Source organism: Serratia sp. N21D137, from assembly GCF_047530005.1.
Classification (GTDB): Bacteria; Pseudomonadota; Gammaproteobacteria; order Enterobacterales; family Enterobacteriaceae; genus Chania; species Chania fonticola_B.
The window spans coordinates 108,945-130,286 of sequence record NZ_JBLJAJ010000004.1; the positions used below are offsets into that span (position 1 = coordinate 108,945).

Annotated in this window: 23 protein-coding genes; 19 read left to right on the top strand and 4 right to left on the bottom strand. The window is 54.8% G+C overall.

Features of this window, described 5'->3' with window-relative positions:
* Positions 1-110 precede the first annotated feature (110 nt).
* Positions 111-3,431, bottom strand: coding sequence for a ribonuclease E (gene rne / locus ACMV5H_RS04950; RefSeq protein ID WP_414821531.1), 3,321 nt, complete (start codon positions 3,429-3,431; stop codon positions 111-113).
* A 553-nt stretch (positions 3,432-3,984) separates the two neighbouring features.
* On the opposite strand from rne, the gene rluC reads away from it, so the two are divergent.
* The gene (gene rluC, locus ACMV5H_RS04955) at positions 3,985-4,953 is read left to right on the top strand and encodes a 23S rRNA pseudouridine(955/2504/2580) synthase RluC (RefSeq protein ID WP_021178312.1); all 969 of its coding nucleotides are present in this window, start codon (positions 3,985-3,987) and stop codon (positions 4,951-4,953) included.
* 2 nt (positions 4,954-4,955) lie between these two features.
* Here rluC and ACMV5H_RS04960 read toward each other — a convergent pair whose 3' ends face one another.
* Complete coding sequence (locus tag ACMV5H_RS04960; RefSeq protein WP_059200556.1) at positions 4,956-5,537, bottom strand: Maf family protein; 582 nt, start codon at positions 5,535-5,537, stop codon at positions 4,956-4,958.
* A 141-nt stretch (positions 5,538-5,678) separates the two neighbouring features.
* On the opposite strand from ACMV5H_RS04960, the gene yceD reads away from it, so the two are divergent.
* The 14 genes from yceD to ptsG all read left to right on the top strand — a co-directional run bounded on the left by yceD (position 5,679) and on the right by ptsG (position 17,957).
* A complete protein-coding gene (gene yceD, locus ACMV5H_RS04965; protein ID WP_024485941.1) occupies positions 5,679-6,200 on the top strand; it encodes a 23S rRNA accumulation protein YceD in 522 nt (173 codons plus the stop codon).
* Between the two features lie 16 nt (positions 6,201-6,216).
* Positions 6,217-6,384 (top strand): 50S ribosomal protein L32, encoded by a 168-nt coding sequence (gene rpmF / locus ACMV5H_RS04970; protein WP_004943042.1) that lies wholly within the window; start codon positions 6,217-6,219, stop codon positions 6,382-6,384.
* 12 nt (positions 6,385-6,396) lie between these two features.
* On the top strand, positions 6,397-7,431 hold the full coding sequence (plsX, locus tag ACMV5H_RS04975) for a phosphate acyltransferase PlsX (protein ID WP_071680507.1): 1,035 nt from the start codon (positions 6,397-6,399) through the stop codon (positions 7,429-7,431).
* Positions 7,432-7,437: 6 nt separating this feature from the next.
* Entirely contained in the window at positions 7,438-8,391 is a 954-nt protein-coding gene (locus ACMV5H_RS04980) for a beta-ketoacyl-ACP synthase III (protein ID WP_037374855.1), read from the top strand.
* 18 nt (positions 8,392-8,409) lie between these two features.
* Positions 8,410-9,339 (top strand): ACP S-malonyltransferase, encoded by a 930-nt coding sequence (gene fabD, locus ACMV5H_RS04985; RefSeq protein WP_021804717.1) that lies wholly within the window; start codon positions 8,410-8,412, stop codon positions 9,337-9,339.
* A 12-nt stretch (positions 9,340-9,351) separates the two neighbouring features.
* Positions 9,352-10,086, top strand: a complete 735-nt coding sequence (gene fabG / locus ACMV5H_RS04990) for a 3-oxoacyl-ACP reductase FabG (protein WP_021178306.1) — start codon at positions 9,352-9,354, stop codon at positions 10,084-10,086.
* 154 nt (positions 10,087-10,240) lie between these two features.
* On the top strand, positions 10,241-10,477 hold the full coding sequence (acpP, locus tag ACMV5H_RS04995; RefSeq protein ID WP_004719003.1) for an acyl carrier protein: 237 nt from the start codon (positions 10,241-10,243) through the stop codon (positions 10,475-10,477).
* A gap of 81 nt (positions 10,478-10,558) precedes the next feature.
* A complete protein-coding gene (gene fabF / locus ACMV5H_RS05000) occupies positions 10,559-11,800 on the top strand; it encodes a beta-ketoacyl-ACP synthase II (RefSeq protein ID WP_414821532.1) in 1,242 nt (413 codons plus the stop codon).
* 121 nt (positions 11,801-11,921) lie between these two features.
* The gene (gene pabC / locus ACMV5H_RS05005) at positions 11,922-12,719 is read left to right on the top strand and encodes an aminodeoxychorismate lyase (protein WP_115158365.1); all 798 of its coding nucleotides are present in this window, start codon (positions 11,922-11,924) and stop codon (positions 12,717-12,719) included.
* Between the two features lie 13 nt (positions 12,720-12,732).
* Positions 12,733-13,758, top strand: a complete 1,026-nt coding sequence (gene mltG, locus ACMV5H_RS05010) for an endolytic transglycosylase MltG (RefSeq protein ID WP_021804714.1) — start codon at positions 12,733-12,735, stop codon at positions 13,756-13,758.
* Positions 13,748-14,386, top strand: a complete 639-nt coding sequence (gene tmk / locus ACMV5H_RS05015) for a dTMP kinase (protein ID WP_021804713.1) — start codon at positions 13,748-13,750, stop codon at positions 14,384-14,386. Before mltG ends, tmk begins: the two co-directional genes overlap by 11 nt.
* Positions 14,386-15,393 (top strand): DNA polymerase III subunit delta', encoded by a 1,008-nt coding sequence (gene holB, locus ACMV5H_RS05020; protein ID WP_059200558.1) that lies wholly within the window; start codon positions 14,386-14,388, stop codon positions 15,391-15,393. Before tmk ends, holB begins: the two co-directional genes overlap by 1 nt.
* Positions 15,394-15,407: 14 nt before the next feature.
* The gene (locus ACMV5H_RS05025) at positions 15,408-16,184 is read left to right on the top strand and encodes a metal-dependent hydrolase (protein ID WP_094982272.1); all 777 of its coding nucleotides are present in this window, start codon (positions 15,408-15,410) and stop codon (positions 16,182-16,184) included.
* A gap of 339 nt (positions 16,185-16,523) precedes the next feature.
* On the top strand, positions 16,524-17,957 hold the full coding sequence (gene ptsG, locus ACMV5H_RS05030; protein ID WP_021804710.1) for a PTS glucose transporter subunit IIBC: 1,434 nt from the start codon (positions 16,524-16,526) through the stop codon (positions 17,955-17,957).
* A gap of 133 nt (positions 17,958-18,090) precedes the next feature.
* Here the strand turns inward: ptsG and ACMV5H_RS05035 are convergent, their stop codons facing one another.
* A complete protein-coding gene (locus tag ACMV5H_RS05035; RefSeq protein WP_414821533.1) occupies positions 18,091-18,243 on the bottom strand; it encodes a type I toxin-antitoxin system Hok family toxin in 153 nt (50 codons plus the stop codon).
* Between the two features lie 320 nt (positions 18,244-18,563).
* Between ACMV5H_RS05035 and ACMV5H_RS05040 the strand changes: the two genes are divergently transcribed.
* Positions 18,564-19,160: a GNAT family N-acetyltransferase gene (locus tag ACMV5H_RS05040; protein ID WP_414821534.1), complete on the top strand. Its 597-nt coding sequence runs from the start codon at positions 18,564-18,566 to the stop codon at positions 19,158-19,160.
* 64 nt (positions 19,161-19,224) lie between these two features.
* On the opposite strand, the gene ACMV5H_RS05045 is transcribed toward ACMV5H_RS05040, so the two are convergent.
* A complete protein-coding gene (locus ACMV5H_RS05045) occupies positions 19,225-19,980 on the bottom strand; it encodes an SDR family oxidoreductase (protein WP_414821535.1) in 756 nt (251 codons plus the stop codon).
* Positions 19,981-20,147: 167 nt separating this feature from the next.
* Here ACMV5H_RS05045 and ACMV5H_RS05050 point away from each other — a divergent pair, with 167 nt between their 5' ends.
* The 3 genes from ACMV5H_RS05050 (at position 20,148) to ACMV5H_RS05060 (ending at position 21,339) form a co-directional block, all read left to right on the top strand.
* Positions 20,148-20,456: a winged helix-turn-helix transcriptional regulator gene (locus ACMV5H_RS05050; protein WP_174332915.1), complete on the top strand. Its 309-nt coding sequence runs from the start codon at positions 20,148-20,150 to the stop codon at positions 20,454-20,456.
* 130 nt (positions 20,457-20,586) lie between these two features.
* Positions 20,587-20,937 (top strand): purine nucleoside phosphoramidase, encoded by a 351-nt coding sequence (hinT, locus tag ACMV5H_RS05055; RefSeq protein WP_021178295.1) that lies wholly within the window; start codon positions 20,587-20,589, stop codon positions 20,935-20,937.
* A 12-nt stretch (positions 20,938-20,949) separates the two neighbouring features.
* Complete coding sequence (locus tag ACMV5H_RS05060) at positions 20,950-21,339, top strand: YcfL family protein (protein ID WP_021178294.1); 390 nt, start codon at positions 20,950-20,952, stop codon at positions 21,337-21,339.
* Positions 21,340-21,342: the final 3 nt, after the last annotated feature.

Below are 21,342 nucleotides of genomic sequence, written 5' to 3' on the forward strand. Positions count from 1 at the left end.
ACAGAGCAACTTGGGCATTGGGCGTTAACAAACTGAAAAGAAGGGCATGAGTGTTCAGTAGTAAGAAAAAACCCGCCATCTAGGCGGGTTTTTTTATGGCAGGGATTAACTTAGTCGTTAACCGGCTGCGGTTTGGTCGCTGGAGCAGTGGCCTGATTCGCCGCTGCATGGCCGCCAGCAGAGCCTTTTCCATCAAAGTTGAAGGAAGGACGCTGCCACTCGCTGGTCTTCGCGGCTTCCGGCTGATAATCCGGCGCAGGCGCTTTGGTCATCGGGGCGGTAGCGATATGCTTGTAGAGTGCCGGTTGTGGTTGTGCAACCACTGGGGCCTCTTGCACTGGAGCTGGAGCAGCCTCTGGCTGTGCTGACACGACTTCCGGCTCTGCGGTTACAGTAGCCTCTGCAGGGGCGGCCACAACGGCTTCCACTACAGTTTCTTCAACTACAGGCTCTTGCACTGCGGGCTCAGCGATAACGGGTTCAGCTCGTACTGCGGCATCTGCAACCGTCTCATCCTCAGTTGTTTCACTGACAACGGTTTCATCTACCACAACAGCGGCTGGCTCGGCAGCGACGACAACGTCGGTTACGGTTTCAACCGGTGCAGTTTCTACCGGGGCTTCAACTACCGGTGCTGCCACCGATTCAGCCACTGCCGGAGCGGTTTCAACGACGCTTGGCGCTTCGTTGACTACAGGCTGAACAGGAGCGGCTTCAACAGCCACCGGTGCAGCAGCAACGGCTACGGTTTCTAACGCCACTGGCGCTTGAGCTTCTTCGTGTTCAACGTAGACGGCGGCTTGTGCCACAGGATAGCTGACCCAAACCTTGCCTGAAGCCATCTCTGGTGAGGCAAACGCCCCGGCCAACGGCATTGGCGACTGGTTCGGATAACGCTCGTCACGATAGCGACGACGACGCTGACCACTGACGCGCAGATGGCGTGGAGAACGACGAGAACGACGTGGCATGCCGTTTTCACCGTTTCCACGGTTGTCAGCTTGCGCGTCATCTTCAGACTGGGCCGCAATGGTCTGTGGCAACAGTTTAACGTTCTCAGCCACTACCGGAGCCTGGCTTTCATCTACCTTGGCAACTGGCGCTTTAGGCGCTAACAGCTCTTCAGCGGCGCGATGCAGTTCTTCTTCCGCCGACAGGACGCGAACTTTCTGCGTGAGTGGACGGCGTTGACGACGCTGCGTTGGCTGCTGATGACGGTCTTCATCTTCGTCATTGCTATGGCTGGCAACAACGACTTCCGCAGTTTCTGGCACTTTGACGTCTTGCGGAGCCTGGCGCTTTTCTTCCTGACGACGGCGTTGACGCTCGGCACGCTGTTCACGGCGCTGTTGCTGATCTTCGCGCTGTACCTTGGCTGCTTCTTCAGTCTGCACTTCGGTATTGGCAGCCGCTGGTGCGGTTTGTTGCTGTGCGTTACGGCGGTTGTTGCGGCGCTGGTCGTCACGGTTTTCACGTGGTTCACGCGGCTCGCGATTTTCGCGTGGCTCACGATCACCACGTTCACGGTTGTCACGCCCTTCGCCACGTTCTTTACGCTCGCCACGTTCACCTTTACGGCCAGAACCCTGGCGGCGTTGGCCACGACGATCCTGACGGCGGTTGTCGCTGTCTTCTGTTTTCTCAGCTACAACCGGCTTAGCTTCAACCACTGGCGTTTCTTCACCGGCGAACAGTGACTTCAAGCCACCAAACAGACGGCTCAACAGGCCAGGTTTGGCTTCAGCAGCAGGGGCTGATGCAACTGCCGGTTTGGCGGCAACGGCAGGCTTGCTAACCACAGGCTCTTCTTCCTGCGGAGGAGCATCCTGTGACAGAGAGAAGGAAGCCAGAGCCGGTTGCTCGCGTTTGCGCTCGACTGGCGCATCATCCTGCGGCTGGGCCATTTCTTCTTCATGCAGCTTCGGCAGCAGGTAGCTCAGGGTTGGTGTTTCTTCACCCTTGCGTACGCGCAGCACGGAGTAATGCGGAGTCTGCATCTGATCGTTTGGCACGATGACCGCTTTCACGCCACCCTGGCGCTTCTCGATCGCGCTGACAGAATCACGTTTTTCGTTCAGCAGGTAGGAAGCAACCTGAACCGGTACGATGGCGTGAACTTCTTTGGTGTTCTCTTTCAGCGCTTCTTCTTCGATCAGGCGCAGAATAGACAGCGCCAGCGATTCGTTATCACGGATGGTGCCGGTACCGGTACAGCGCGGGCACACGTGGTGGCTGGACTCACCCAGTGACGGGCTGAGGCGCTGACGGGACATTTCCAGCAGGCCGAAGCGAGAGATACGGCCAATCTGAATGCGGGCACGATCCTGGCGGACGGCATCGCGCAGACGGTTTTCCACTTCACGCTGGTGACGAACTGGGGTCATATCGATAAAGTCGATAACGATCAGGCCACCCAGGTCGCGCAGGCGCAATTGGCGAGCAATTTCATCTGCGGCTTCCAGGTTGGTATTGAATGCGGTCTCTTCGATGTCGCCACCGCGGGTTGCACGCGCGGAGTTGATATCGATAGCTGTCAAGGCTTCGGTGGTGTCGATCACGATGGAACCACCGGAAGGTAGACGCACTTCACGTTGGAACGCGGACTCGATCTGTGATTCGATTTGGTAATGGCTGAACAGCGGGATTTCGCCACTGTACAATTTAATCTTGCTGCTGAAGTCCGGGCGGCCCAGGGCAGCGATGTGCTCTTTGGCCAGATCGAGTACCTTCGGGTTGTCGATCAGGATTTCGCCGATGTCCGGACGCAGGTAATCGCGGAATGCTCGCACGATAACGTTGCTTTCCTGGTGGATCAGGAACGGAGCAGGGCGGCCTTCGGCGGCTTTTTTAATCGCTTCCCAGTGCTTGAGGCGGAATGACAGGTCCCATTGCAGAGCGTCGGCAGATTTGCCAACGCCAGCGGTGCGGACAATCAGACCCATGCCGTCTGGCAATTGCAGCGAGGAGAGCGCTTCTTTCAGTTCGGTACGGTCGTCACCTTCGATGCGGCGGGAAATACCACCGGCACGCGGATTGTTCGGCATCAGAACCAGATAGCTACCGGCCAGGCTGATGAAGGTGGTCAAGGCGGCGCCTTTATTACCCCGTTCTTCTTTATCAACCTGAACGATGACTTCCTGGCCTTCACGCAGCACATCTTTGATGTTTGGGCGACCATGGGAAGAGTAATTGCTTGGGAAGTATTCGCGAGCGATTTCTTTTAGCGGAAGGAAACCATGTCGTTCAGCGCCGTAATCAACGAACGCGGCTTCGAGACTAGGTTCAATTCGAGTGATTTTGCCTTTGTAAATATTCGCTTTTTTCTGCTCATGGCCAGGGCTTTCAATATCCAGATCGTACAGCCGCTGTCCATCTACAAGGGCAACACGCAACTCTTCCTGCTGAGTTGCGTTAATCAACATTCTTTTCATCTTAACTTACTCGTTTTTTTTACATTATCGACAAAGCTGCGGGCAAAATAACCTCATGGCCAGGTTAAAACCGAAAACCCCGTGTCTTCTCGCAAAGCCGTCAACCTCACGGTTGTCGCCTGCATAGGGGCGCATTATCTCGGTAAGCCTGTATTTCTTTGTGAAACACAGCGCTTTTGACTCAGGGAATAGCCTCTGATGTATGTTGACAGATCTGATTCCATTTGCCGGCCAAGCTGCAACCCGCAGCCCGCTAATTGTTTGATTTCACATTACGTCTTACGCCATTGCTGCGTTTTTGTGCAACCAGACAAACTGTATAATTCCGCAATTCTCCTCGTTTCAAGGGGATCGGCACGGAAAGTTACAGCATTATTCCATTGCAAGTACCTTTATAGCAAGGTGACTTTGCGCTAACTGTGGCGGAAACCGCAAACGATCAACCTGGCTTGCTGCCTTATTGTTCGCTGGCGTTTCTTTCACAGTCTGAGAGACAGTTAAGCACATAAAAAGAGGTGGCGCTATTGACGCGCTCTATTTAGAATCCCGCCCCATGAAAACGAACATTCCCGCAGTACAATTAGTGACGATTTCTGACGATGAAGCCGGTCAGAGAATCGACAATTTTTTGCTTGCCCGCCTGAAAGGCGTGCCGAAGAGCATGATTTATCGCATCGTGCGCAAAGGCGAGGTGCGGGTCAATAAAGGCCGCATCAAGGCTGAATATAAACTGGCGGCGGGCGACGTGGTGCGCATTCCTCCGGTTCGGGTCGCCGAGCGTGAAGATGCGCCGGTTTCCGCCAAGCTGGATAAAGTTGCTGCCCTGGCAGATTGCATCCTTTATGAGGACGATCACCTGTTGCTGCTCAACAAACCTTCGGGAACGGCGGTGCATGGCGGCAGTGGCCTGAGTTTTGGCGTGATCGAAGGATTGCGGGCATTACGTCCGGAAGCACGTTTTCTGGAGCTGGTGCACCGTCTGGATCGTGACACCTCCGGCGTGTTGATGGTGGCCAAGAAGCGTTCGGCGCTGCGTTCGCTGCACGAGCAGTTGCGCCTCAAGGGGATGCAGAAGGATTATCTGGCGTTGGTGCGCGGCGAGTGGCAGTCGCACTGCAAAGCGGTGCAGGCACCGTTGCTGAAAAATATTTTGCAGAGCGGGGAGCGCATTGTCCGCGTCAACAGCGAAGGCAAACCTTCGGAGACCCGCTTCAAGATCGAAGAGCGCTTTGAACATGCCACGCTGGTGAAGGCCAGCCCGATCACCGGGCGTACCCACCAGATTCGTGTGCATACCTTGCATGCTGGGCATCCGATCGCCTTTGATGACCGTTATGGTGACCGGGAGTTCGATCGCCAATTGGCGGGCACCGGCCTGAAACGCCTGTTCCTGCATGCGGCAGCGCTGCGCTTTGAACATCCTGCCACCGGCGAAACGATGCGCATCGAAGCGCCGATGGATGACGAGCTGCGTCATTGCCTGCAGGTATTGCGCCAACGGACCGCTGCAGCCAAAAAATAAGCTTATACCAGCGGGTTGACCCCTTCAGCCCGCAACATTTCCAACAATGCGATCAGCGGTAGACCAATCAACGCATTCGGGTCGCGGCCCTCCAGCTTCTCAAACAGCGCAATCCCCAAACCTTCACTCTTGAAGCTGCCTGCGCAGTTGAGCGGCTGTTCCAGGCGTACATAGGTTTCGATTTCCACTTCGCTCAAAGCCCGAAAATGAACGTGGAAAGGTTCACACATCACCTGTAGGCGTTGGCTACGGCTATTATAGAGCGCCAAACCGGTATAGAAGGTCACCAGTTTGCCGCTGGCCTTACGCAACTGCTGGCGAGCGTTCTCTTCGCTATGGGGCTTACCGGTGATTTCTCCGGCGATCACGCAGACCTGGTCGGAACCGATAATCAGATAATCAGGATAGGCCATAGCCAGCGCCTGAGCCTTGGCCGCCGCCAGGCGCAGCACCAAAGCCTCGGCACTTTCACCGGGCAGCGGTGTTTCATCGGTTTGCGGTGCTGCACAAATAAAGGGCAGGTGCAGTTTCTCCAACAGTTGCTGGCGGTAGACTGACGTTGAGGCGAGTAAGAGTCTTTGCATAATTTTTTCCACAAACCATAGCGTAAATATGTCGCTCATCTTAAACTGTCGGCCGCTCTGGAAGCGAATATTGGTGAAAGGTGCCGTTTTAGGGCCTTTTTCTTTGACTCTATGACGTTACAAAGTTAATATGCGCGCCCTATGCAAAAGGTAAAATTACCCTTGACCATTGATGCGGTACGTACCGCTCAGAAACGCCTGGACTATGTTGGTTCCTACGCGCCTGAGCTGGTTACACGTGTTGCCGACTCCGTGGTCAGTGTGGACAGTGATGTCGAAGTGCAGTTGTCGTTTGATATTGATAACCAGCGCCTCGCGGTGATAACAGGGCATGCGGACGTCGCGGTAACGCTGATGTGCCAACGCTGTGGTGTCCCGTTTGCACACCAGGTCCACACAACATATTGTTTTAGCCCGGTCGTCAATGATGAGCAGGCTGAGGCATTACCGGAAGCGTACGAACCGATCGAAGTTGACGAGTTTGGCGAAGTCGATCTGTTGGCAATGATTGAAGATGAAATTATTCTTTCACTGCCTGTCGTTCCGGTACATGAATCTGAACACTGTGAAGTGTCCGAAGCGGACATGGTGTTTGGCAAACTGCCTCCTGAGGCGGAGAAACCAAATCCATTTGCCGTATTAGCCAGTTTAAAGCGTAAGTAATCGAGGAGTAAGGTCCATGGCCGTACAACAAAATAAACCAACCCGTTCCAAACGTGGCATGCGTCGTTCACACGATGCCCTGACCACCACCACCTTGTCTGTAGATGCGACTTCCGGTGAAACTCATCGTCGTCACCACATCACTGCCGACGGTTTCTACCGCGGTCGCAAGGTTATCGGCTAAGTCAGCGATACTTTGACTCGTCTAACCCTGGCGTTAGATGCAATGGGCGGGGATTTCGGTCCCTGCGTCACAGTGCCTGCTTCATTGCAGGCACTGGCCTCTAATTTACAGCTTCATCTCCTGTTAGTCGGCGATCCCGACGTCATCTCCCCGTTACTTGCCAAAGCCGATCCGTCTGTCCTGGAACGCTTGCAAGTCGTACCTGCCGAATCGGTTATTGCCGGTGACGCGAAGCCTTCACAAGCGATCCGGGCCAGCCGAGGTACCTCTATGCGCATTGCGCTGGAGTTGATTAAAAGCGGTGAGGCGCAGGCTTGTGTCAGTGCAGGGAATACCGGGGCGTTGATGGGGCTGGCCAAGCTGCTGATCAAACCGTTGGACGGCATTGAACGCCCGGCGTTGATGACCGTGATACCTAACCAACAGCGCGGTAAAACCGTGGTGCTGGATCTGGGGGCCAACGTAGAATGCGACAGCACGATGCTGGTGCAGTTCGCGGTCATGGGAGCAGTGATGGCGGAAGAGGTATTGGGTATCGCGCAGCCACGTGTGGCACTGCTCAATATCGGCGAAGAAGAAACCAAAGGACTGGATAATATCCGCGAAGCCTCCGCCGTACTTAAAAAAACGCAGGCAATCAACTATATTGGTTATCTGGAAGGCAACGACCTGCTCACCGGTAAAACCGATGTGATGGTCTGCGACGGCTTTGTCGGCAACGTCACTCTGAAAACCATGGAAGGTGTGATAAGACTGTTCTTGTCGCTACTCAAGTCATCCTCCGATGGGGGAAAACAGGCGTGGTGGTTAAAATTGTTGGGTCGTTGGTTACAAAAAAGGGTGGCAAGGCGTTTTGGTCATCTGAACCCCGACCAGTATAATGGTGCATGTCTGTTAGGATTGCGGGGAACCGTGATCAAGAGCCACGGCGCTGCAAACCAAAACGCGTTTGCGGTGGCAATCGAACAGGCTGTACAGGCGGTGCAGCGGCAAGTTCCGGACAGGATTGCTGCGCGCCTTGAAGCTGTATTACCCAAGAGTGACTGATCGTTCATGTATACAAAGATTCTCGGTACGGGGAGTTACTTACCCGCACAAGTGCGCACCAACGCTGACTTAGAAAAAATGGTGGATACGTCTGACGAGTGGATCGTGACTCGCACCGGTATTCGTGAACGTCGTATCGCTGCCCCGGATGAAACCGTGGCAACCATGAGCTTCCATGCCGCGTCTCACGCGCTGGAAATGGCGGGTGTGGCTAAAGAAGATATCGGCCTGATCGTGGTGGCGACCACCACTTCAAGCCATGCGTTCCCAAGTTCTGCCTGCCAGGTGCAGCAGATGCTGGGTATTCAGGACTGCGCGGCGTTTGACATCGCGGCGGCCTGTGCTGGCTTTACCTACGCCTTGAGCGTGGCCGATCAGTACGTCAAGAACGGCGCGGTAAAACATGCGCTGGTGATCGGCTCAGATGTGCTGTCGCGCACGCTCGATCCTGAAGATCGCGGCACGATCATCCTGTTTGGCGACGGTGCGGGCGCGGTAGTGCTGGGGGCTTCTGAGGACCAGGGCATTATCTCCACCCACCTGCATGCCGATGGTCGCTATGGCAATCTGCTGGCGCTGCCGAATAAAGATCGTCAGAACCCGGATCAGCCTGCTTACGTCACCATGGCGGGTAATGAAGTGTTTAAAGTGGCAGTCACCGAACTGGCACATATCGTTGATGAAACGCTGAAGGCCAACGATCTTGACCGCAGTGAACTGGATTGGCTGGTTCCGCATCAGGCCAACCTGCGCATCATCAGCGCAACGGCAAAAAAACTGGGTATGGGGATGGAGAAAGTGGTAGTGACGCTCGATCGTCACGGGAACACCTCTGCCGCCTCGGTACCTGCGGCGCTCGACGAAGCCGTACGCGACGGGCGCATCCAGCGTGGTCAGCTGGTGTTGCTGGAAGCATTCGGCGGTGGCTTTACCTGGGGCTCGGCGCTGGTTCGCTTTTGATTCAACAGGAATAAAAAAATGACGCAAACTGCTTTTGTTTTTCCAGGCCAGGGTTCTCAAACCGTTGGCATGTTGGCCGATTTGGCCGCACAGTTTCCCATTGTGGAACAAACTTTTAGCGACGCTTCTGCGGCTTTGGGTTACGATCTGTGGCAGTTGGTGCAGACTGGTCCGGCAGAAGAGCTGAATAAAACCTGGCAGACACAGCCAGCGTTGTTGGCGGCCTCCGTTGCCATCTTCCGTGTCTGGCAGCAGCAGGGCGGTAATATGCCGGTGATGATGGCTGGCCACAGCCTGGGTGAATACTCGGCGCTGGTGTGTGCCGGTGTGCTGGATTTTGCTGCGGCTATCCGTTTGGTCGAGTTGCGCGGCAAGCTGATGCAGGAAGCGGTACCAGAAGGTACCGGTGCCATGTACGCCATCATCGGTCTGGATAATGCCTCGATTGCCAAAGCCTGTGAGGAGTCTGCTCAAGGCCAGGTAGTTTCACCGGTGAACTTCAACTCTCCGGGGCAGGTCGTCATCGCGGGCAACAAAGAAGCGGTTGAGCGTGCAGGCGCAGCTTGCAAGGCGGCCGGTGCCAAACGTGCACTGCCGTTGCCGGTGAGCGTGCCTTCGCACTGCGCACTGATGAAACCGGCTGCCGATAAGCTGGCTGTAGCGTTGCAAGACATCACCTTCAACGCGCCGTTAGTCCCGGTAGTCAATAACGTTGATGTACGCGCAGAAACCGCGCCAGAAGCTATCCGCAGTGCGTTGGTTCGCCAACTGTACAGCCCGGTGCGCTGGACGGAAAGCGTAGAATTTATGGCGGCAGAGGGTGTGACTCTGCTGTTGGAAGTGGGCCCAGGCAAAGTGCTGACCGGCCTGACCAAACGCATTGTCGACACTTTGACGGCGGCAGCGGTTAACGATACTGCCAGCCTGTCTGCGGCGTTGGAACAGTAAAAGAGGATAACCATGAGCTTCGAAGGGAAAATTGTCCTGGTCACCGGCGCAAGCCGCGGTATTGGCCGGGCTATTGCAGAGTTGTTTGTTGCACGTGGCGCCAAGGTTATCGGCACCGCTACCAGCGAGAGCGGTGCTGAAGCCATCAGCAGCTATCTGGGTGAGAACGGCAAAGGCTATATGCTGAACGTGGTTGATGCTCAATCTATCGACAACGTTTTGACCTCGATTCGTGCAGAATTTGGCGAAATCGACATTTTAGTGAATAATGCCGGGATTACGCGTGATAACCTGCTGATGCGAATGAAGGATGAGGAGTGGCAGGATATCCTGGACACCAATCTGACTTCCGTATTCCGTCTGTCAAAAGCGGTAATGCGAGCTATGATGAAAAAGCGGTTTGGCCGTATCATCTCTATCGGTTCCGTTGTTGGCACCATGGGGAATGCAGGGCAGGCTAACTACGCGGCGGCTAAAGCCGGTCTGATTGGTTTTAGTAAGTCTTTGGCACGTGAGATCGCTTCACGTGGCATTACGGTCAACGTCGTGGCTCCTGGCTTTATTGAGACGGACATGACACGGGCGTTGACAGAAGATCAACGCGCAGGCATTTTGACTCAGGTTCCGGCTAGCCGGCTTGGGGAAGCTAAAGAAATCGCCAGCGCTGTTGCATTTTTAGCCTCTGACGAGGCCAGCTACATCACCGGTGAAACGTTACATGTCAATGGCGGCATGTATATGATTTAAAAAATGCGAAAACTATTTGCGTTATTTGAGGTAAAAACCGCAAAATAGCGTAAAATCGTGGTTTGACCAGCCGGGATTTAGTTGCATCTTTTTCAACATTTTATACACTACGAAAACCATCGCGAAAGCGAGTTTTGATAGGAAATTTAAGAGTATGAGCACTATCGAAGAACGCGTTAAGAAAATCATTGTTGAGCAACTGGGTGTTAAGCAGGAAGAAGTATTGAACAACGCTTCTTTCGTTGAAGACCTGGGCGCTGATTCTCTTGACACCGTTGAGCTGGTAATGGCTCTGGAAGAAGAATTCGACACCGAAATTCCAGACGAAGAAGCTGAGAAAATCACTACTGTGCAAGCAGCTATTGATTTCATCAACGCTAGCCAGCAGTAAGCGAACATATCTAGGCGGTCACTCGACCGCCTAAGTTTTTTCTATCCCTAGCGTCATATTTTCCCTCCTTGGAGGACAAACGTGTCTAAGCGTCGAGTAGTTGTGACCGGACTGGGCATGTTGTCTCCTGTCGGCAATACTGTAGAGTCCACATGGAATGCTCTTCTTGCCGGTCAGAGTGGCATCAGCCTGATCGACCATTTCGATACTACTGCCTATGCAACGCGCTTTGCTGGCTTGGTAAAGAATTTTAACTGTGAAGATTTCATCTCGCGCAAAGATGCGCGCAAGATGGATGCCTTCATTCAATACGGCATCGTCGCCGGCATGCAAGCCATGCAGGATGCGGGGCTGGATATCAACGAGGCGAACGCCAATCGTATTGGTGCCGCTATCGGCTCTGGTATCGGCGGCCTGGGGTTGATTGAAGAGAACCATAGCTCACTGGTTAACGGTGGCCCACGGAAAATCAGTCCGTTTTTTGTGCCTTCGACCATTGTGAACATGATTGCCGGTCACCTGACCATTATGTACGGCATGCGTGGCCCAAGTATTTCCATCGCTACTGCCTGTACCTCAGGTGTCCATAACATTGGCCATGCCGCACGTATCATTGCTTACAATGATGCCGATGTGATGCTGGCCGGTGGCGCAGAAAAAGCCAGTACCCCTCTGGGTGTCGGCGGCTTTGGGGCGGCTCGTGCGCTCTCAACCCGCAATCACAACCCACAGGCCGCAAGCCGCCCCTGGGATAAAGACCGTGATGGTTTTGTCCTGGGCGATGGTGCGGGGATGATGGTGCTGGAAGAGTACGAACACGCAAAACGTCGTGGTGCGAAAATTTACGCCGAAATTGTCGGGTTTGGTATGAGCAGCGATGCCTACCACATGACATCACCACCGGAAAACGGTGCTGGTGCCGCCTTGGCGATGGAAAACGCACTGCGTGATGCAGGTGTGACAACGTCACAGATTGGTTATATCAACGCGCATGGCACCTCGACGCCGGCCGGTGATAAGGCAGAAACCCAAGCGGTGAAATCCGTATTTGGCAGCGATGCCAACCGGGTGATGGTCAGCTCCACCAAATCGATGACCGGCCACCTGCTGGGTGCCGCTGGGGCGATTGAGTCGATCTTTACCGTATTGGCTCTGCGCGATCAGGCGGTTCCACCTACCATCAATCTGGATAATCCGGATGAGGGTTGCGATCTGGATTTCGTACCACACGAAGCGCGCCAGACCAAAGATATGGAGTTCACGCTGTGTAACTCCTTCGGCTTCGGTGGCACTAATGGTTCGCTGATTTTCCGTCGCGTATAATTATTGCCAACTTAAGTTGATAAAGGCCCGGTGCATTTTGACCGGGCTTTTTTTATGGCTCCAGGCCGTTTATCGTAGTATGCGCCTGTTATGCTGTAGTGATAACACAGTGAGGAAACGCATGTACTGGATCAATGGACAACAACATGACGCCCTGGCAGCCAGCGATCGCGGTTTGCAGTTTGGCGATGGCTGCTTTACCACCGCCAGAGTAGTGGATGGCAACATCGATCTTTTCCCTTGGCATCTTGAGCGCATGCAGCAGGCGGCACAGAGGTTGCTGCTGCCTGCAGTGGACTGGGCGGCATTGGAACTTGAGATGCGCCATGCGGCAGGCTCTCTGTCCCTTGGCGTGGTCAAAGCGATACTGACCAGAGGCAGCGGCGGACGAGGTTACAGCCCGCGCGGCTGCGCTGCTCCTACACGGATCGTTTCACGCAGCACCTATCCCGCTCATTACCTGCCATGGCGTGAGGAAGGGATCAGCCTGAAGCTCAGCCCGGTAGCGCTAGGGCGTAATCCATTGCTGGCTGGCCTGAAACACCTTAACCGCCTGGAGCAGGTGTTGATCCGCGCACATCTTGACCAGGCCGATGCCGATGAGGTGCTGGTGCTTGACACTGCGGGTATGCTGGTGGAATGCTGTGCGGCTAATTTGTTCTGGCGTAAAGGAAAAAGCGTCTTTACGCCAAATCTGGATCAGGCCGGTGTCGCCGGTGTTATGCGCCGCCGCGTGATTGAACTTCTGGCGGGCAGCGAGTATCTACTGCATTACGTCAGTGAACCGCTGGAGACGCTGGCCGATGCGGAGGAAGTGCTGATATGCAACGCGCTGATGCCGTTGCTGCCGGTGAATAGGGCACAATCATGGCGCTACCCTTCGCGCCAACTGTATGATTTTTTGCGACCACACTGTTAATGATGGCTGATCGATGAAGAGAAAAAAGCTCAAGATTGTTGTACTGCTGCTGCTCCTGGCGTTGGCTTCGCTGTATTGGGGGCATCAGCGGATTGAACGCTTTGCCGAGACTCCGCTGGCGATTGGGCAGGAAACCTACTTCAAACTGCCCGCAGGCACTGGCCGTGTGGCGCTGGAAGGGCTGCTGGTACGCGACAAGCTGATCCACAATGGCCGTTGGTTCCCGTGGTTACTGCGCCTGGAGCCGGAACTGGCCGAATTCAAGGCGGGTACCTACCGTTTAACCCCGGGGATGACGGTGCGCCAGATGCTGAAACTGTTGGCGAGCGGCAAAGAAGCCCAGTTCAGCGCGCGCTTTATCGAGGGGTTGCGTCTGAAAGATTGGCTGCAGGTGCTGCAAGAGTCCAAATACGTCAAACATACCCTGGCAGGTAAAAGCGAGGCGGAAATCGCCAAGGCACTGGGGCTGCCGGAAGGTGGCGTGCTGGAAGGCCGTTTGTATCCAGATACCTATCTCTATACGGCGGGAACCACCGATCAGGCATTGTTAAAGCGCTCGCAGTTGCGGATGTACAAGGCATTGCAGGACGTTTGGCATGCGCGAGACACCAGCTTGCCATACAAAACGCCGGAAGAGTTGCTGACGATGGCTTCGATCGTTGAGAAGGAGACGGCTGTAGCGGAGGAACGCACCAAGGTCGCTTCGGTGTTTATCAATCGCCTGCGTTTGGGCATGCGTTTGCAAACCGATCCTACGGTGATCTACGGCATGGGCGACAGTTACACCGGGAACATCACCCGTAAGGATCTGGAGACGGCAACGCCCTATAACACCTATGTGATCAGTGGCCTGCCGCCAACGCCGATCGCCATGCCGAGCCGTGCTTCACTGGAAGCCGCTGCCAATCCGGCTAAAACCGATTATTTGTACTTTGTTGCCGACGGCAAGGGTGGCCATACGTTCACCACCAACCTGGCAAGCCATAATGCTGCGGTGCGTGTCTATCGGCAGGTACAAAAGGAAAAGAATGAAAAGTAACTTTGTAGTGATTGAAGGCTTGGAAGGCGCGGGTAAAACCACCGCGCGCAATACCGTGGTCAACGTGCTTAACGAGCAGGGTATTAATGACATTGTATTTACCCGTGAACCGGGTGGTACGCCACTGGCGGAGAAGCTGCGCGAGCTGTTTAAATGCGGCGCAGACGGCGATTTGCCGACCATCAAGGCGGAACTGCTGATGATATATGCCGCGCGGGTGCAACTGGTGGAAACCGTTATCCAACCGGCGTTGGCGCGGGGAGCCTGGGTAGTGGGCGATCGCCACGACCTTTCCGCGCAAGCCTATCAGGGCGGGGGCCGGGGAATCGATCCACACTTGATGAGTTCGCTGCGTGATACGGTATTGGGTGACTTCCGCCCCGACCTGACCCTTTATCTCGACTTGCCTCCGTCGGTGGGCCTGCAAAGGGCGCGCGCGCGCGGAGAGTTAGACCGTATTGAGCAAGAAGCGCTGCCGTTCTTTGAACGTACCCGCGCGCGCTATCTTGAACTGGCGGCGCAGGATGCGAGCATCGTTACCATAGATGCGGCACAAACGCTGGAACAGGTCACCGCCGATATTCGCCAGGTGGTTGTACAGTGGCTGCAACAGCAGGAAGGGGCGTAATGAACTGGTACCCGTGGCTTAACGCTCCCTATCGTCATTTGGTGGGGCAGTATGCGGCTGGGCGTGGCCATCACGCATTACTGCTGCATGCGGCGGTGGGCAACGGCGATGCTGAGCTACTCTATGCCCTTAGCCGTTGGCTGATCTGCCAAAAGCGCAATGGTGAAAAGAGCTGCGGTGAGTGTCACAGCTGCCGGTTGATGCTGGCAGGCAACCACCCGGACTACCACGTATTGGCCCCGGAAAAGGGCAAGAGTAGCTTGGGTATCGAACCTATCCGCCAGGTGATTGAGGTCCTCTATTCCCATGCCCAGCAGGGGGGAGCCAAGGTGGTGTGGCTATCGCAGGCAGAACTGTTGACCGAGGCCGCCGCCAACGCCTTGCTGAAAACCCTGGAAGAACCTCCGGCCAATACCTACTTCCTGCTAGGTTGCCGTGAGCCCTCACGCCTGCTGGCGACACTGCGTAGCCGCTGTTTCTACTGGCATCTGGCCAGCCCGGATGAACAGTTGAGTCTGCAATGGCTTAACCGCCAGGGCGCGGGCAATTCGGTCGATCGCCTGACCGCATTACGCTTGCATGACGGTGCTCCCCTTGCTGCCGAACAGTTGCTGCAACCGAATCGCTGGCAACAGCGGGCCGCACTGTGCAACGCCTTGAACACCGCTCTGCCGCAGTGCGATATGTTGGCCCTGTTGCCGGCACTGAACCATGACGACGTGGCGGACCGGCTACACTGGCTATGCGCGTTGCTGATGGACGCGATGAAATACCAGCAGGGTGCCGCGAGCTATGCTCTGAACCAGGATCAATTGCCACTGGTCCAGCAATTGGCCAGCCGTTTGAGCAGCGTTTCGCTCCAGCAAATCATGCAGCAGTGGCTTAACTGCCGCCATCAGTTACTCAGCGTGGTCGGCGTTAATCGCGAGCTGTTGCTGACAGAACAGTTACTCGGTTGGGAGCAGATGCTCGGCGCTACCGGCTACTCACCCCCTCATTCGTTGTAAAAGAGTTAATTATCATGTTATTAGTAGATTCTCACTGCCACCTCGACAGCCTGGACTTCGCCACCTTGCACCACAGCGTGGACGATGCCCTGGTCAAAGCCAAAGCGCAGGATGTGGGCTTTGTACTGGCGGTTGCCACCACGCTGCCGGGTTACCAGGCGATGACCCAACTGATCGGTCAACGTAACGATGTCGCCTTCTCCTGCGGCGTTCATCCGTTGAATCTGGAGGGGGGCTACGATTATGCCGAACTGCGCAGTCTGGCTGCGGCAGAGCAGGTGGTTGCCCTGGGGGAAACCGGGCTGGATTACTTCTATCAGCAAGACAATATCCCGTTACAGCAAGAGTCGTTCCGCCAACATATTCGTATTGGCCGGGATCTCAACAAACCAGTGATTGTGCATACGCGTGACGCGCGTGACGATACCTTGGCCATTCTGCGTGAAGAGAACGCACAGGATTGCGGCGGCGTGCTGCATTGCTTCACCGAAGATTTGCCAACGGCGAAAGCCTTGCTCGATCTGGGCTTCTATATCTCGTTTTCCGGCATTGTCACTTTCCGTAACGCCGAGCCGCTGCGCGAGGTGGCCCGCTATGTGCCATTAGATCGTATGCTGGTGGAAACCGACTCGCCATACCTGGCGCCGGTGCCTCATCGCGGCAAAGAAAACCAACCCGCCTATGTGCGTGACGTCGCAGAATACCTGGCCGTATTGAAGGGCGTCAGTCTAGAAAACCTGGCGCAAGCGACCACCACCAACTTTTCACGTTTGTTTCACATCGAACTCTGAACCTTCGTCTAGGCTTAGCAAACCGCTGGCGATAATCTAATTCTTTTTAAGCTCGTAATTAATCCTCGAAACGGGTAATGTTCCCACCCGTTTCAGGGGAACGGTCGGGCAAATTTTCATCTTTCTTCACAAAAAGTAGACGATTTTTGAAAAATGGCCGGTCAGATTCATCGAAACGTGACTGCCATCAAACATTGTTCAGGGTATTTATTTTACTCTGCGTAAAAATTAAAGGGGTGCTCAGACACCCTGAAAATGCAGGGGTTTTCTCTCCCCCCTCTGCAACGCGAAAATTCGCGAGAAGTAGCAAAGCACTATTACTCAGGAGCACACTCAACTATGTTCAAGAACGCATTTGCCAACCTGCAAAAAGTAGGTAAATCGCTGATGCTGCCGGTTTCCGTATTGCCTATCGCAGGTATTCTGCTGGGCGTGGGTTCCGCCAACTTTAGCTGGCTACCGCTGGTAGTCTCTCACGTGATGGCGGAAGCCGGCGGTTCCGTATTCGCCAATATGCCGTTGATCTTCGCTATCGGTGTTGCCCTGGGCTTCACTAACAACGACGGCGTTTCTGCATTGGCCGCGGTAGTGGCTTACGGCATCATGGTGAAAACCATGGCCGTGGTTGCGCCGCTGGTGCTGCATTTGCCAGCCGAAGAGATTGCGGCCAAACACCTGGCGGATACCGGGGTGCTCGGGGGGATTATCTCCGGTGCCATTGCTGCCTACATGTTTAACCGCTTCTTCCGCATTCAGTTGCCAGAATACCTGGGCTTCTTTGCCGGTAAGCGTTTTGTGCCGATCATCTCTGGTCTGGCCGCTATCATTCTGGGTGTGATCCTCTCCTTCATCTGGCCACCAATCGGTACGGCTATTCAGACCTTCTCCGAATGGGCGGCTTATCAGAACCCTGTGGTGGCATTCGGTATCTACGGTTTTGTTGAGCGTGCGCTGGTACCCTTTGGCCTGCACCACATCTGGAACGTTCCGTTCCAAATGCAGATTGGTGAATATACCAATGCGGCCGGTCAAGTGTTCCACGGCGACATTCCACGTTACATGGCGGGTGACCCAACTGCGGGTATGCTGTCTGGTGGCTTCCTGTTCAAAATGTATGGTCTGCCTGCTGCTGCGATTGCCATCTGGCACTCAGCCAAGCCGGAAAACCGTGCCAAAGTCGGCGGTATCATGATCTCCGCTGCGCTGACCTCGTTCCTGACCGGTATTACCGAGCCGATCGAGTTCTCCTTCATGTTCGTTGCGCCGATCCTGTACGTAATCCATGCGATCCTGGCCGGTCTGGCGTTCCCAATCTGTATTCTGTTGGGTATGCGTGACGGTACCAGCTTCTCACACGGCCTGATCGACTTCATCGTACTGAGCGGCAACAGCAGCAAAATCTGGTTGTTCCCAATCGTTGGTGTCATCTACGGTCTGGTGTACTACACCATCTTCCGCGTGCTGATTGCCAAACTGGATCTGAAAACCCCTGGCCGTGAAGACAATGCTTCCGAGCAGGTGGCTCAGGGCGGTTCTGAAATGTCTGCTGCGCTGGTTCAGGCATTCGGCGGTAAAGAAAACATCACCAACCTGGATGCCTGTATTACCCGTCTGCGCGTTAGCGTGGCCGACGTATCCAAGGTCGACCAGGCTGGTCTGAAGAAACTGGGTGCTGCCGGTGTAGTTGTGGCTGGCTCAGGCGTTCAGGCGATCTTTGGTACCAAATCCGACAACCTGAAAACCGATATGGATGAATACATCCGTAACAACTGATTCAGGTAGGGGAGTTAATGGGGAGGCTTAGGCCTCCCTTTTTTTATGGGTTGATTAACAACATGGGGAGGGGCGCTCATGGATCTCAGCTCAAACAACCAACAGGCGGGGCAAGCCCCGCCGTTGGGTTGCCTTACCTTACGGATTCGTAAGCCATCATGGCCGCAACCTCCGTTTCTCCGCTACGAATGCGGATCTCACAGAGTCTTTTCCTGGTCATCCAGGTAAACACCAGTACGGTGATACAGAGAATAACCAGGATCATTACTACTAATTTTTGCGGCATGATAGCCTCCTTGTCCTTGCCTTTCGGCGGGTAAGAGGCTACCTTTATGGTGTTCATGCATAAGAGTGGCCTCGGGTTGATTTACATCGATTCGGGGCTTTTCTCTTTCTATCCCTTGCTCATGCTCAGGACAAAAAGATCCAGAGCACCCGCGCGAATTTTACCCCTAATCCCGCCGGGTAATAAATCAGCGCTTTGGTACATAGAACAAGTAAGCTGAACGGGCTCAGTGTACACCCTGCTTAATTTGTTGGTTTTTTCCCTGTTTATTGCGATGCTGATGGCTATGGCTGTCCATCGATGCTGCAAGAGAGGGAAAAATGCCCAACCCATCCGTGCTCAAACCATCAACGTTGATCGGCAATCAAATCGAACTACGACCCTTGCAGCCAGAGCATCGTGAGGCAATGCTGAGCGCCGCTGCTGATGGCGAACTGTGGAACCTGAAGGTTACCGCAGTGCCGAGTGCCAGTACGATCGACAGTTATATCGCCACCGCCGTGGCAGGCCGTGATGCCGGTTCCATGCTGCCGTTTGTCATTGTTCAGCAGGCTAGCGGGCGCATTATCGGCAGCACCCGTTTCTGGAAAATCGACCGGGCTAATCGCAAAATGGAAATCGGCCACACCTGGCTGAGCCAATCGGTGCAGCGCACCGGCGTGAATACCGAAGCGAAATACCTGCTGCTCAACTATGCCTTTGAGATTTTACAGGCGGTACGGGTGCAGTTCACCACCGACGAACTGAACGACAGGTCACGCGCGGCAATTCTGCGGATTGGTGCCAAGCAGGAGGGGATTGTACGCCATGAGCGCATCATGCCCGACGGGCGCAAACGTAACTCGGTCAGGTTCAGCATCATCGATGATGAATGGTGTGGGGTGAAAGCCAGGTTAGACGTTTTGCTGAAGCGCTAAACGTGTGGAACAAACAGTGGCATGATCTCATTGGGCGCAGATGCAGCGCCCCTACAATAGCCTTTCAACTCCGCGCTAAATTCCCCACGCCACCGTCGATCAGCAGTTCACTGCCCACCATGTAGCTGGATTCGTCAGACGCGAGGAATACGGCGGCTTTGGCCAATTCCAGCGTGGTCCCCATGCGGCCAATCGGCACCAGCGCTTGGATCTCTTCGCGCAACGCCTGTTCAGCCTGTGCCGGTAAACCCAGCTTGCCCAGTGCCGGAGTTGCCGTTGGGCCAGGGCTGAGGCCGTTGACGCGAATTCCGCGCGGATGCAACTCGGCTGAAAGTGAACGCGCCAAAGACAAAATCCCGGCTTTACTGGCGGCATAGACGCAGCTTTGCGCCAGGCCAATATGCGCGCTGACGGAACCACACAGGATCACCGAGGCAGGGTTGCCCAACAACGGCAACAGAGCCTGGATCAAAAACAGTGGGCCTTTGAGATTGGTGTTCATCAGTTGGTCATAGCGCTGTTCATCCCATTCCTGCAACGGCAGGTGGGTGACATCACCGGCGTTGATATACAGGATATCCAACCGGGGCCAGCTTTTGGCCAACTGTGCAGCCAAAATCGGTTGTTGGCCGATATCCCCAGCGTCATTGTGCAACAGCACGACATCCCCTAGCGTTTCGCCAGCTGCTGTTAACCCGCCAGTGCTGCGCCCAGTGATCGCCACGGTGGCGCCTTCGGCAATAAACTGCCGGGCCGTCTCCAGCCCGATGCCGCTGGTTCCCCCGGTAATCAACGCGTATTTACCTGCTAATCGTGACATAACCCTTCCTCTCGTTGGTCAGTTACGCCATTATTGGTCTGTCAGTACCTTTTGCATAGTAGGTACCATTTGGATACTAAAGGACAAGGTGGGATGCAATGGCGTCAACAGTGAAAGGGCAGGTTGAAAAAAATTATGCGTTACCGCCTGCGGGGGAGCCGTGCCCAATGGTGAGCTTCGTCAATTTGGTTTCGGGCAAATGGGCCATCCCAATCCTGTATCGCCTGATGGTGATCGATGGCCCGATACGCTTTAGCGAATTACAGCGCGCGGTGGCGCCAATTGCGCAAAAAGAGCTGACGCGTCAGCTCCGCCAGTTTGAACAATGCGGTCTTGTCACTCGCCAGGTGTTTCCAGAGGTGCCACCACGGGTGGAGTACCAGATAACGCCGCTGGGTAAAACGTTGCGCCCCACGCTAGACTCGTTGGCCGATTGGATGCGTGACCATGCGCCTCAGTTGATCGGTAGCCAATAACCGCCGGTAAAGTCGTAAGGTTGAGTGATTCTCCATCATTCGATACGGAAAGTGCGCAATCGGGTTGATAGCAGTAGAATTTGTCACGATACTGCGTAAACCAATATTTTCGCTGAACAAGGAGTTCCAGATGGCCGAAGAAACGATTTTCAGTAAAATTATTCGCCGTGAAATCCCTGCCGATGTGGTCTACCAGGACGAACTGGTTACCGCATTTCGTGATATTTCCCCACAGGCACCGACCCATATCCTGATCGTGCCGAACGTGCTCATTCCAACGGTGAACGATGTGACCGTGGAACACGAGGCCGCATTAGGCCGTATGATCACCGTGGCGGCCAAAATTGCCGAGCAGGAAGGGATTGCCGAAGACGGTTACCGCTTGCTCATCAATTGCAATCGTCACGGCGGGCAGGAGGTCTATCATATTCATATGCATTTAGTGGGTGGGCGCGCTCTGGGCCCGTTGTTGTCACGTTAACCGAGGAAGACCATGCGCTATATTCACACGACGCGTTACTTGATGGCGCTGGTGCTCCCCGCCGCGATACTGATGGGCTGTAGCAGCCCGAAGGGCATCTCGGTCAATGAACGGCAAACGGTGGTGATGGATTCACCGGTACTGACGGCAGGTATTCTGGCGGATAACCCGTCTATTGCCGACGCGTCTGGCCGTCTGCGGGCCAGTTCGGTGCTCAGCAACACCCAGACGACGCCGGTGACCCTCCACTATCGTTTCTACTGGTATGACAAACAGGGGCTGGACATCCTGCCTTTTGAACAGCCGCGCACGGTCACCGTCGCTGCCAATTCAGACGCCGAGATTTATTCGTTGAATGGCAACCTTGATGCCAAGCGTGTACGTCTGTATTTATACTTATAAGTT